The 13,278-nt window shown below is 39.1% G+C and carries 7 protein-coding genes; all 7 read left to right on the top strand.

The annotated features are described in order from the left end of the window. The first annotated feature begins 136 nt into the window (after positions 1–136). The 7 genes from OQ268_RS11530 to OQ268_RS11500 all read left to right on the top strand — a co-directional run bounded on the left by OQ268_RS11530 (position 137) and on the right by OQ268_RS11500 (position 13,259). Entirely contained in the window at positions 137–760 is a 624-nt protein-coding gene (locus OQ268_RS11530; protein WP_265856296.1) for a Crp/Fnr family transcriptional regulator, read from the top strand. Positions 761–1,118: 358 nt separating this feature from the next. Continuing rightward, entirely contained in the window at positions 1,119–4,286 is a 3,168-nt protein-coding gene (locus tag OQ268_RS11525) for a SusC/RagA family TonB-linked outer membrane protein (RefSeq protein ID WP_265856295.1), read from the top strand. A gap of 20 nt (positions 4,287–4,306) precedes the next feature. After that, positions 4,307–5,842, top strand: a complete 1,536-nt coding sequence (locus OQ268_RS11520) for a RagB/SusD family nutrient uptake outer membrane protein (protein ID WP_265856294.1) — start codon at positions 4,307–4,309, stop codon at positions 5,840–5,842. Between the two features lie 75 nt (positions 5,843–5,917). Continuing rightward, on the top strand, positions 5,918–7,000 hold the full coding sequence (locus OQ268_RS11515; protein ID WP_265856292.1) for a glycoside hydrolase family 43 protein: 1,083 nt from the start codon (positions 5,918–5,920) through the stop codon (positions 6,998–7,000). A gap of 4 nt (positions 7,001–7,004) precedes the next feature. Beyond that, a complete protein-coding gene (locus OQ268_RS11510) occupies positions 7,005–8,048 on the top strand; it encodes a glycoside hydrolase family 43 protein (protein WP_265856291.1) in 1,044 nt (347 codons plus the stop codon). Positions 8,049–8,078: 30 nt separating this feature from the next. Then, a complete protein-coding gene (locus OQ268_RS11505) occupies positions 8,079–9,164 on the top strand; it encodes a cellulase family glycosylhydrolase (RefSeq protein WP_265856290.1) in 1,086 nt (361 codons plus the stop codon). Between the two features lie 63 nt (positions 9,165–9,227). Beyond that, positions 9,228–13,259 carry a hybrid sensor histidine kinase/response regulator transcription factor gene (locus tag OQ268_RS11500; RefSeq protein WP_265856289.1) on the top strand — a complete coding sequence of 1,344 codons (4,032 nt, stop codon included), beginning with the start codon at positions 9,228–9,230 and terminating at the stop codon, positions 13,257–13,259. The last annotated feature ends 19 nt before the right edge of the window (positions 13,260–13,278 follow it).

The following is a 13,278-nucleotide window of genomic DNA, read 5'->3' as shown; positions in this document are numbered from 1 at the left end:
AACTAGCCTCTTTAAATACATTGGTGTAATATTAATTTTACAAAGTTAAAATATCATCATTTGGCGTTTATTACGTTTTATTGTTTTGGTGTAACATTATTGTTTTTATTTTTTGCCGATACTAAAATGATATTACATGAATTCCGATACACTACTTAGCGAAGAAAAATGGGTCGATTTTAATGGTGAGTCTCCGTTGATTAACATTTATAACAGCTTTCACGATCTAACAGATGATATAAAATACATCATCAACAAACAAACATTTCTGGTTTCATTTAAGAAAAGTAAGTTTATCTCCTCTCCAATTCACAGTAACAGACATATTTATTTGATCTTAAATGGTGTTGCTCGCGGATTTATCAAAGATGATAATAAAGAGATTACCACCTGGATTGCAAAGGAGAACGAAATGGTTGGCGATTTGGATATCTTTTTCGACTCGAGCGCACCATATGAAGAATATGTTCAAGCCTTAGAAGATGTGCATGCAGTAGCTATACCCTACAGCATGTCTAAACATCTTTACAATCATTTTAATATTGCAAACTATATCGGCCGTAAAATTACGCAGTTACAATATGCCCATGCATGCGAGAGGGCATTCATCACCCGTTTGCATTCCGCCGAAAGGAGATACCTTAGATTTATCAAATCCTATCCAGAACTGATTGATCGAATTCCCCTTAAATACATTGCGTCATTTCTATGCATGCGTATGGAAACATTAAGCAGAATTAGGTCTAAACTTAATATGTAGTGTTTTTTTCCAACTCTTGAAATTCTTATTAAGCTTTATCAATAATTAAAAGTATTGTTTTGCTAATGTGCTTATAAGTAGTGAGTTATGTGTGATAAAGTCTGTTCGTGTCTCATTGTTGCATGTGTTATATCCACAAATTTGCTAGCATTATAACCAAATTTTATATCCTTTCCCTTCCGGAATTTCTAAAATTGCGTCTGTTAAATAGATACTTTATTTAACCGACGTAGCTAACCAAATATTAATCAAAAATCTCAAGCCATGAAAATGTGTCTAAATTTTACGCAATGGAAAAGCCTTTCCAGATGTATGTTTTGCTATTCATTACCTAACCAACAAATAATGTAAACCAATTATGAAAAAAGAAATTTTACTTAATCTATTAAAAGTCCATCAGGTAAGTAATTTTAAGAAAGTCATCGTGTTTCCGCTCGTATTAGCAGCAATGGTTTCCCCAAATTATGCCCGATCGATTGATAACAATAGCTTGTCTATCGCCAAATTCAAAGCAGATATTCAAATTACGGGAACAGTAACCGGTTCTGGTGGTGAAACGCTTCCAGGTGTATCAGTGTCTGTTAAAGGAGTTGGAAGGGCAGTAGTTACCGATGCAAATGGTAAGTATAGTATAGCTGTGCCTGAAAATTCTACGTTGGTATTTAACTATATCGGGTATAATCCGAAAGAGGTTGTGCTGGGTACAAGTACTGTCGTTAATGTGGTTTTAGAGCAATCAAATACTGCTTTAGATGATGTTGTGGTTATTGGTTATCAAACCGTTAGAAGAAGAGATTTAACTGGAGCAACGGGATCGGTGAACACAGGAAATACCGAAAAGTTAGTTTCCAGGTCTTTGCCAGAAGCACTGCAAGGACAAGCGCCAGGCGTAGCCGTGAGAAATGGGGGAGCGCCAGGGCAGGAAGCAGTTGTTAACATAAGAGGTTTAGCTACTTTTGGTAATGCGAGTCCATTATATGTTATTGATGGGATGATTGCAGATCCAAATACCACTGTAAACCCTAACGATGTGGAAGACGTTCAAATTTTAAAGGACGCATCTGCTGCTGCAATTTATGGTTCAAGAGCTGGTAATGGCGTAATTTTAATCACCACCAAAAAAGGTAAAGAAGGACCGGCGAAAATTTCCATTACTTCAAGGTACAGTATCTCACAAGTACCAAAAACCTATGATATGATGGATGCAGCAGAGTATGCCGCTACCAATACGCGTGCTTACCAGGCATCTGGAGTGGCTATACAGCCTGGAGTAGCCAACTATAATGGCCGCATCAATACGAACTGGGTTGATGAAACGTTAAGAACCGGTTCGGTACAAGACTATAGTGCAAGTGTATCTGGAGGCGGTAATGGTTCTAAATATTTAATTTCGGGTGGTTATTTTAAAGATAAAGGCGTTTTAATTGCTCGCGAATTTGAACGTGCTTCATTCAGGGTAAATACCGAAACCACGAAAGGCAGATTTAAATTCGGCGAAAACATGGCTATTTCTACCTCAACTGCAAGAGCGCCATTCCAGGGTGGTGCATTTGCCGGGAACCCATGGTACGACATGTTTACCAGTGTACCACTAATTCCCGTGCAAGACAACAGCCTGATTTCTACCAACAATCCAGGCGGATGGGGCTATGGATCAAATGCGAACATTAACACTTTCTCTCGTAACCAAATCGCAATTGCGAACATTACATCAGTAAAATCGAATTTCGCAAAGATCTTGGGAAATGCTTTTGTAGATTTTAAAATCATTGAAGGATTAAATTATAAATTCAATTTTGGTATTGAGACTAGTTTCGATAAAAGCAAGTCGATTAGAAAAGATGGTTCTTGGTATCAAAACCAGTCTCCAGATTTTAGTCAGCTAAGCGACAACCGTAGTCAGTTCTTAAGTTATCTGCTAGAACATACCTTAAATTACAACTACAACATCGGCAAGCATAGTATCAACGGGGTAGTTGGATATACCGAACAAACCACTCAAACGGATAATACCTTGGGTAGTGGTATAAAATTGGCTCAGTTTGGTGGCGATTACTTTAATACTATCACATCAACTGCTGGCGAAGGTAGAAATGCATCAGGTACTTTATTTAAAAGTCTTCTTAATTCATATTTAGGTCGATTAAACTATACTTATAACGATAAATATCTGGTAACTTTTACGTTCCGTGCTGATAAGGATTCTCGTTTTTCACCACAGTTTAGAACAGGATATTTTCCTTCAGGTGCACTAGGCTGGAGAATCTCAAAAGAAGATTTTTTCAAGGTAGACTGGGTGTCTGATTTGAAATTGAGGGGTTCTTATGGAGCACTTGGTGTTAATACGCTAAGCCCATATCAATACATTGGTTTCTTAAACCAGGCGCCAGATGTCGTGCTAGGCAGCGGTCAAACCACCAATGCGGGTGCAATACAAGCTAAATTAGCCTCTGGCGATTTAAGGTGGGAAAAGAAAAAAACAACTAACCTTGGCTTTGATGCATCACTATTCAAAGATCAGCTTACCGTTAATTTCGATGTATTCAGATCAGTGTCAGAAGATGTTTTATTAAGTCAGCCACTTCCTGGTTACCTGGGTAACTTGCAGGGCGACCCAATTGTGAATATTGGCTCGATCCAGAATAAAGGCGTAGAGTTAAATTTAGCTTATCGCCCGAGGTTAAGTGGTGAATTTACATGGGATGTTGCCGGAAATATCAGTGTGGTAAGAAACAAGGTATTGTCTTTAGGTAATTTAGGGATAGATGCCGAAACCGGACAGCCGAAAAATTATATCCAATCTGGAAATACCAGAACGCAGGTAGGCCGTTCTATCGGAGAATATTATGTGCTTAAAACTGATGGGATCTTCCAGAATCAAGCAGAAATTACAGCCCATAAAGCACAAAGTGCATATGCCAAACCAGGAGACATCCGTTACGTAAATACAGTAGATGGCGGCACAAATGATGATATCAATGATAAAGACCGTGTGTTCGCAGGTTCCGCATTCCCTAAATTTACATCTGGCCTGCAGTTCAACTCTCGTTACAAAAACTTTAGTCTGTCGTTGCAGCTCTACGGTGCATTTGGTCAGAAACTTTACAATGATGTTTTACGTGAACTAGATAGCTACGGAAATTCAAACTATCGCAGAGCGATAAACCCTTGGACGCCAACTAATACCGATACAACTTTTCCGAGGTTGGGATATCAGTTTGCTGCCAACGACAGGGGAATAAATGAGAATGCAAGAGGTAACACCGACCGTTGGATAGAAGATGGGTCGTTCCTGAGACTACGAAATGTAGAATTGGGATATAGCTTTCCGGCAAAACTACTATCAAAAGCAAACATCAGTAGTGCTCGTTTATACGTGAGCGGTCAAAATTTGTTCACAATAACCAAGTACAGTGGATTAGACCCAGATGTTGTAGGGGCCAATCCTAATTTAGAGCCTGGTGTAGATAACGGAAATTATCCTTCTTCCAGAATAGTTTCATTTGGCTTAAGTGTTGGATTTTAATAACCATTTATAAAATAATTATGAAAAAATATATCATCATATTAGTCGCATCTATCGCTAGCATTTCTGGATGTAAGCGAGATTTTGATGCAGTAAATCCAAATGCCCCAACTATTGCGAGTTTTTGGAAAACAAGTAATGATGCCACAAAAGGTGTGAATGCTGTATACAGTACTTTTTATCGCACGGCAAGTTTATATTCTCGGTGGATGTTCTACCATGGTATTTTAAAATCTGATGAAGGCTTCGGTTCCGGAGGCGATGGCGGATTAAACAATTTGATGCGTTTCAATCAAACCAATTATAATGATGGTTTAACTGCACAAACGTGGTCTACCTTATATGTAGGGGTTTTTAGAGCCAACCAGGTAATCGCAAACGTACCAAATATCCAAATGGATGAGACTACGAAAAAGAGGATTGTGGCAGAAGCGAAGTTTTTAAGGGCTTTGTTCTATTTCAATCTCACACTTTATTATGGTCGACCACCATTAATGCTGCAACCCTCGCAACCGAAGGATGTACCGGCGAATGCAACAACAGCGCAGGCGTATGCGCAGGTTGCTAAAGATTTAACGGAAGCTATTCCAGATCTGCCTGCTACTTATCCTGCGTCCGATTTGGGAAGGGCTACTAAAGGCGCCGCTTACGCTTTATTGGGTAAAACCTACTTACAGCAGAAGTTATATCAACAAGCGGCTGACGCTTTTGCATATATAGTAACTGGTGCCGGAAGCGCCAACTATAGTTTAACAGCAGATTATCGTGATAATTTTATCATCACAAAAGAAAATAACAGCGAATCTATTTTTGAAATTCAGTTTAGTGAAAACCAGTCAGAAAGCACTGATGACGACGTAGATGAATCACGTATCAACAATACTGGTACCTCGATTTCACAATTTTTCGCCCCTCCGGGTGTTGGTTTCTCTGATGGTGCTGCTCGCAGATGGGTGGTAGACGAATTTTTGCAGGAACAAACCGTTGCCGGTGCACAGGATCCACGTTTAGCTGCATCGTTCATATTCAACAATGCCAATCCAGCTGGACCAACGGCAACAATTGTTTATGGACAAACTTTCCAGAGTCGCTATGGCAATGGGCCTGATGCAAATGGTGTTTGGTTTCGTAAGTTATTAAACGACCACTGGAAAAACCAGGAAGGATTTCGTTCGCCAAACAATTACCGTCTAATCCGCCTTGCGGATGTTTACTTAATGTATGCTGAATGCTTAAATGGATTAAACAGGACCGCTGAGGCATATCCTTGGGTAGATCGGGTGCGCCAGCGAGCAGGATTAGCAACCCTAACCGCCGCTAAACCAGGCTTAAACCAAACTCAATTTTTAACCCAACTGAAGCACGAACGCGTAACCGAGCTGGCAGGAGAAGGCTGGCGCTGGGCAGATTTAGCCCGTTGGGGAGATTTGGGGCCAGCTTTGGCTACGAGAGATGCAGATTTTAGTGGTTTTATAGTGGGCAAGCACGAGCTGTATCCGATACCACAAAGTGATATTGATCTGAATTCTAACCTAACACAGAATCCAAGATATTAAGTTATTATCAACTGCATCGTAAGCCAATTAGTTTTACGATGCAGTTCTTTTAATTAAATTACTCCTATGTTAAACATGATCAAACAAAGAAAGTCTAAACTATGCAGCATTGCGGTGTGCAGCTTATTTGCTGTTGCAATCTTGTCGTGCGGTAAATCTGATAACCCTGTTCCTGTAGAACCCCTACCGCCACCCACAAGTACCGTTGGCACCTTTGCTAATCCATTAATGAATGGGGCAGACCCTTCAGTTTTTCAGAAAGATGGGGTTTATTACTATTTGCAAACCAATGGTACCTCAATTGCATTGTACACCACAACTGCTATGTCTAAGTTATCATCGGCCGTGCCAAAAACAGTATTTACACCAACAGCCGGAAGTGCAAATTCCAGGAATGTTTGGGCACCTGAAATGTTTTTTCTAGATGGTAAGTGGTATATCTATTATACTGCAGGCAATGGCAGCGATATCAGCCAGCGTACCTGGGTAATAGAAAACAGCAGTGCTGATCCAACTTTAGGCACCTGGGTAGAAAAAGGTAGGATTTTTGCCGCCAATGCAGATTTTTGGGCCATTGATGGCACTGTATTCGAACAAAATGGAACTCGGTATTTCTTATGGTGCGGAAGGCCAGATTTGACCAATACCAACCTTACCCAAAATATTTATATCGCAAAAATGGCCAATGCCTATACCATAGAAGGAAACGCAACACTGCTTACCGCCCCGGAATTGGCATGGGAAAAAAATGGTTTTGGTGTAAATGAAGGACCTGAAGTGCTTACTAACAACGACAAATCTTTCCTTATTTATTCGGCAAGCTACTGTGGAACCGACGATTATGCTTTGGGAATGCTGGCGTTAAAACCAGGCGGTAATCCACTAACAAAAGCCGATTGGGTAAAGTCTGATCAACCCTTGTTTTCTAAAAAACCACAAAGCAATGCCTTCGGACCAGGCCATAATTCTTTTTTTAAATCGCCCGATGGAAAAGAAAATTGGTTAATTTACCACGCAAACGCTGCAACTAACCAAGGATGTGCTGATCGGAGAAATATTAGAATGCAGAAATTTAGTTTTAAAGCAGATGGAAGTCCGGATTTTGGTGAACCGGTAGCAACAGGACTTCAAATTAATAAACCTTCTGGAGAACAATAATATCATGATTAAAAAAAATGCATTAACACCCATCTTTGTAGGCATATTTTTGTTAATGGCGAATGCTTGCACTGCACAAACCTTTACCAATCCGCTTTTGCCTTCTGGCGCAGATCCCTGGAGTATCTATAAAGACGGATACTATTATTATACAAATAGTACGCAACGTAACTTGACCATCTGGAAAACAAAGAATCTGGCTGATTTAAAAACAGCTGAAAAAAAAGTTGTTTTTACGCCACCAAAAGGCACTGCATATTCTAAAGAACTATGGGCACCTGAAATTCACTTTATTAATAACAAGTGGTATATGTACTTTGCTGCAGATGATGGTAATAACAATAATCACCGAATGTACGTTATTGAAAACCCCAGCAAGGATCCTATGCAGGGTGAATGGACTTTTAAGGGAAAAGTGGGAGATGCTACCAACAAGTGGGCGATAGATGGATCTGTTTTTACATATAAAAACCAACTCTATATGGTTTGGGCCGGATGGGAAGGAGATATTAACCAAAAACAAGAAATTTATATTGCCAAAATGAAAAATCCCTGGACTATCGACGGAGAACGACACAAAATCTCTTCGCCAGAATTTGAATGGGAAAAGCATGGCGATTTGGGGGTAAATAGCAACCCGCCGCATGTTGATGTAAATGAAGGTCCTCAAATTCTTATGAATAATGACAAAGTATTTCTCATTTATTCTGCTAGTGGTTGTTGGACAGACTTCTACGCATTAGGGATGCTTACCTTGAAAGGGAAAGATATTTTAGATGTAAATTCTTGGGTAAAGAGTAAACAGCCGGTGTTTAAGCAATCGCCAGAGAATGGTGTATACGCTCCGGGGCACAATTCTTTCTTCAAATCTCCAGATGGGAAAGAAGACTGGATTCTATATCATGCAAATTCGGCCGCAGGGCAGGGTTGCGGCGGTCAGCGATCTCCGCGAGCGCAAAAATTTACCTGGAATGCTGATGGTTCTCCCAATTTTGGTATCCCAATTAAAACCTCACAAGAATTGGCTATCCCGTCAGAAAAAAAATAACCTGGCAAATATTTAGCAATTTAAATAACTATGAACAAGAAATTTTTAATTGCATTCATGTCGTTAACCCTCCTTTTAGGGATGACAATGCATGCTCAAACTACAACTAAAACTACAGAAGTTGGTAAAGTTTGGTCAATAGAAAAGGCAAATGCCTGGTACAAGAAATATAAATGGATTAATGGTGCTGATTTTTTACCTAGCACCGCTATCAACCAGCTAGAAATGTGGCAAAAAGATTCCTTCGATCCTGCCACAATAGACAAAGAACTGGGTTGGGCAGCCGGAATAGGGTTTAATACGATGCGTGTTTATCTGCATAGCCTGGCCTGGAAACAAGATCCCGAGGGATTCAAAAAACGAATGGATCAATATCTTTCCATTGCCAACAAGCATCAGATCAAAACCATCTTTGTGTTTTTTGATGATTGCTGGAATAAACAAGGTACCATTGGAAAACAACCAGCTCCGAAGCCCGGCATCCATAATTCTGGTTGGGTGCAAGATCCCGGAGACCCAAATTCAAAAAATGCGGAAAATTTTCCAGCATTGGAAAAATATGTAAAAGACGTAATGAACCGTTTTAAGAACGATGATCGGATTTTGTTGTGGGATTTATATAATGAACCAGGCAATTCTGGTAAGCTTACCAGTTCACTGCCATTATTAAAGGCCATATTTTCTTGGGCAAGAGCTGTTAATCCTTCGCAACCCATTAGCGCCGGCCTGTGGGCATGGGATTATCGGGAGCTAAATGCATTCCAGGCGTTAAATTCGGACGTTATCACTTATCACGACTATGAAGAACCACAATGGCATCAAAGGGTTATCGATATGCTAAAGACGCATGGCAGACCAATGATTTGTACTGAATACATGGCCAGAAGCCGGGGAAGTCGTTTCGAAAATGTTATGCCGATACTCAAAAAAGAGAATATAGGCGCTATTAACTGGGGTTTGGTAGATGGAAAATCAAATACCAAATATGCCTGGGATACCCCAATGGCTGATGGTGCGGAACCGAAAGAGTGGTTTCACGATATTTTTAGAAAAGATGGAACGGCCTATAAACCCGATGAAGTGGAATTTATCAAAAAGATAAACGGAATAAAATAGCATTTTAGGATGCAAAACATTGGAGATTTATTATATTGAGAACCCTTCAATAAAGAAACATTAATGAACAAGAATATAAACAGGGCGTTAGCCCTGTTCCTTTTTATAATCGGTTTTTTGAGCACTAACACATTTGCTCAAAAAATATTCTTTAAACACTACACTGTGATGGATGGCTTGTGTGCCAACACCATCTGGGATATTCAGCAGGATAACCAGGGTTATATGTGGTTTGGAACCAAATATGGCTTAAGTCGCTTTGATGGATATAATTTTAAATCTTTTCAGCATCAAAAAGGTGTACAGGGTAGTATTGGTAATAATTTCATTAGAAAAATCTTCAAATTTGATTATAAAACCTTCTGGATTGGTACAGATGAAGGGATTTTTATTTTTGACCTCCAAACTGAAAAATTCACCGCCTTTAAACCTGTCGAAAATTATTTCGTGAATGATATTTTTCGCAGTGCAAACGGCGAGATTTGGATTGCCACAAAAGAAAAAGGCGTTTATCGCTATCAACCTAAAACCAAAAAAATCATTAATTATGCTACCAATTCACGTTTAAAAATATCATCTAACGAAATTGCCAAAATCATTCAGGATGATTCAGGTAATTTATGGATAGGAACTTACGGAAAAGGTATCGATGTTTTAAACCCTAAAACTAACCAATTACGCCATTACAAAGCCGAAAAAGGCAGTCTATCCAGCAATGTAATTTTAGATTTGTATAAGGATCATTTTGGCAATATCTGGATCGGGACAATGGCTGGGGGGCTGAATGTATGGGATAAAGCAACCAATACTTTCAAAACCTACCAGAAAGGTCCTGCAAATTCGATCAGTGATAACATTGTAAGGGCAATATATGAACCTAAACCTGGCATACTCTATCTCGGTACCGAAAAAGGACTAAATGTCCTCGATACACAAAATCAGCAATTTACGGTGTATCAAAATAAAAATAATGATCCGTTTAGTATCAACGATGATGCGGTTTATAAGGTTTTTAAAGATAAAGAAGGTGGAATTTGGGCAGGAACTTATTTCGGTGGACTAAATTATTATCACGGCAATAGCCTAAGTTTTGAATTTTACTATCCATCGGGTGTCAAAAATTCGCTTTCCGGAAATGCAGTGAGTGCTTTTTTAGAAACCAAGCCCGGGAGCATCTGGGTAGGTACCGAAGACGGGGGGCTAAATTATTTTAACGCAGCTGACAAAACATTTAAAAAATTTCCATTTCAAGCCAACCAAGACAGTCTTTCTTACCACAATATACATGCGCTCTACAAAGATAAAGAAGGCAACATTTGGGTTGGCATGTACACCGGTGGCTTAAATATCCTCAATCCTAAAACAGGGAAAATAAAGCGGTATAAAAGTGATCCAAACAGGGCAAATACTTTAAGTGATAACAGTATCTATTCTATCGATGAAGATAGGCAGGGAAGGATTTGGATTTCTACCATTTCGGGCTTAAACCTTTATGATAAGGAAAAAGATTCCTTTATTAGAATCAAAGGGAAGAATCTCGATAAAAGCTGCATCTACCAGGTTTATCAGGATAAGGATAGCATCATCTGGATCGCCACGTATGATAATGGTTTAATCAGAATGGATAAAAACGGAGGTTTAACTCAATTTGCTTATAGTAGTAGTTCAAATTCAATTAGCGCTAATAAAGTAATTTGCATTTTAGATGATGATGAAGGGAACCTGTGGCTTGGTACGGATGGTAGTGGATTGAATGTCCTCAATAAAAAAACGGGTAAATTTATTACTTACGATCAGGCCAACTGGGTAAAAAGCGCAGTGATTTACGGGATTGTTAAAGACAATACGGGTAAAATGTGGTTCTCTACCAACAATGGTGTTTTTGAGTTCGATCCTAAATCAAAAACCAATCGTAGTTTTGGAAAGTGGGATAACTTGCAAAGTCAGCAGTATAATTATAAAGCATTTTATAAAGATACTTCGGGTAAACTGTACTTTGGAGGGATCAATGGGTTTAATTCATTCCATCCAGGCGATGTTAAGAAACCTCTGGCAATCCCAAGAATTTCGTTCACAAATTTTCAACTCTTTAATAAGGATGTGGAGGTTCGCAATGATGGCGTGCTCAAGCGTTCTATCAACTACACCGATGAAATTATCCTGGCATACAACCAGTCTGTACTCAGCATTGAATATGCATCATTAAGTTTTATTGCGCCTAATAAGGTTAATTACGCATTTAAAATGGAAGGGTTCGACAAAAACTGGAATCATGTAGGCGGGCAACGAAAAGCAACCTACACCAATTTACCTCCCGGGGAATATACTTTTATGGTGAAGGAACTAGATGAACTGAGTCCTTCCAGAGCGCCAGTATCTACGCTAAAGATTGTGATTTCACCACCCTTTTACAAAAGTCTCCCCGCTTATATGCTGTATTTAATAGCCATTGTGCTGGGTTTAATTTGGCTTAGGAAATACATTTACAACAAGGAACGTAAACGAAATCAAATTAAGTTGGAACGCTTAAAGAATAAAAGCGAACAAGACTTTTATAAACAGAAAATTGAGTTCTTTACAGCGATGGCTCATGAAATTCGAACACCGTTATCGCTCATTATTGCCCCGCTAGAGAAGCTTTTAGGGAAAAAAGAGAAAGATCCAGATACCTTTGGGCAGCTACAGGTAATGGAAGAAAACTCCGATCGCTTGCTTACATTGGTTAATCAACTACTCGATTTTAGACGAATAGAAAGCGATATTTTTGAAATCCACGTAGAAAAAATAGATTTAGTTTATTTGGTGCACAGCATTAAAGATCGCTTTTTACCCATGGCAGAAAAAAATGCCCTGGAATTCTCCATCAATAGTCAGTTTCAGAAAATGGAGGTTTGCGTAGATCAAGAGGCTGTGATGAAAATTTTGAGCAATCTCTTAATCAATGCCTTCAAGTTTGCGAGAAAGAAACTCGAAATCGGCATTAACGACTTTCAGATTTCCGCAACTGGCGAGAAAATGATATCCATCAGCATTGAAGACGATGGGATTGGTATTCCTAAAAAACAGCTTGATTCTATCTTCAAAAAATTCTTTAAAGTTTCTAACGAAGAACATCATTATACCAATTTGGGCGGTACTGGAATTGGTTTAGCCCTCGCCAAATCGCTAACGGAAAAGCACGGGGGCAGCTTAAAAGTAGAAAGTATAGAAGGAGCAAAAACCATTTTTACCGTACTTATCCCTTTCAAAGAGGAAATAAAAATAGAGGAAAGTGATACAATTGAAATTGCAGACAACGAGGGGCAACAGTCAGTTTTATTGGTTGAAGATGATCCTGCGCTGCTCGATTTCCTATATAAAAGTTTTCTATCTGATGGCTACCATGTTGTGAAATCAAAAAATGGCGCCGAAGCCTTAAAAAAATTAGATAAAAACCATATCGATATCGTTATCTCTGATGTGATGATGCCGGTCATGGATGGTATAGAACTCTGTAAAACAATTAAGAACGACATTAACTTTAGTCACCTGCCTGTTGTGTTGCTTACTGCGAAAACCAATACCGAAGCAGAAATTGCCGGTTTAGAAAGTGGTGCAGATGCATATATTCCAAAACCTTTCAAATGGAAGCAACTCTCGCTACTTGTAAAAAACTTGCTCGAACTGCAATCAAACCTTAAACTCCGTTTTGCTCAAAACCCTTTTGAAACAACTGATATCCTAATTGCCGGAACCCGCGATAAAAAATTTCTCGAAAATATTACCCAAATCATCGAAGAGCGCATTTCAGATCCACAACTTTCAGTAGAGGACTTAGGTAAAGAACTTGGCTTAAGCAGGTCTAGCCTTTATAAAAAACTCAAGTCTAAAACGGGCTATGTACCAAATGAATTCGTTCGGTTAATACGCTTAAAGGCTGCTGCTAAGCTCTTAACTCAACAGGAATACAATATTTCCGAGATAGGCTATATGGTTGGTTTCAGTTCTCACTCTTATTTTTCTAAGTGCTTTTTTAGTCAGTTTAAACTTACCCCCTCAGAGTTTGCAGAGAGTTATAAAAACGATGCTACACCCGACGAGAAATCTCACCTTTAACACCATTTAAAATTCTGTC

Origin of the sequence: Pedobacter sandarakinus, from assembly GCF_026240095.1 — a bacterium.
Lineage (GTDB): Bacteria > Bacteroidota > Bacteroidia > Sphingobacteriales > Sphingobacteriaceae > Pedobacter > Pedobacter sandarakinus.
Note: the sequence above shows the minus strand (reverse complement) of the source record. Positions and strands in the feature narration are given on the sequence as shown.

Bases quoted from the DNA above. Each gene is read 5' to 3' on its own strand.
- OQ268_RS11530 (WP_265856296.1), top strand. From the start codon at position 137: ATGAATTCCGATACACTACTTAGCGAAGAAAAATGGGTCGATTTTAAT.
- OQ268_RS11500 (WP_265856289.1), top strand. From the start codon at position 9,228: ATGAACAAGAATATAAACAGGGCGTTAGCCCTGTTCCTTTTTATAATC.
- OQ268_RS11510 (WP_265856291.1), top strand. From the start codon at position 7,005: ATGATTAAAAAAAATGCATTAACACCCATCTTTGTAGGCATATTTTTG.
- OQ268_RS11515 (WP_265856292.1), top strand. From the start codon at position 5,918: ATGATCAAACAAAGAAAGTCTAAACTATGCAGCATTGCGGTGTGCAGC.
- OQ268_RS11525 (WP_265856295.1), top strand. From the start codon at position 1,119: ATGAAAAAAGAAATTTTACTTAATCTATTAAAAGTCCATCAGGTAAGT.
- OQ268_RS11520 (WP_265856294.1), top strand. From the start codon at position 4,307: ATGAAAAAATATATCATCATATTAGTCGCATCTATCGCTAGCATTTCT.
- OQ268_RS11505 (WP_265856290.1), top strand. From the start codon at position 8,079: ATGAACAAGAAATTTTTAATTGCATTCATGTCGTTAACCCTCCTTTTA.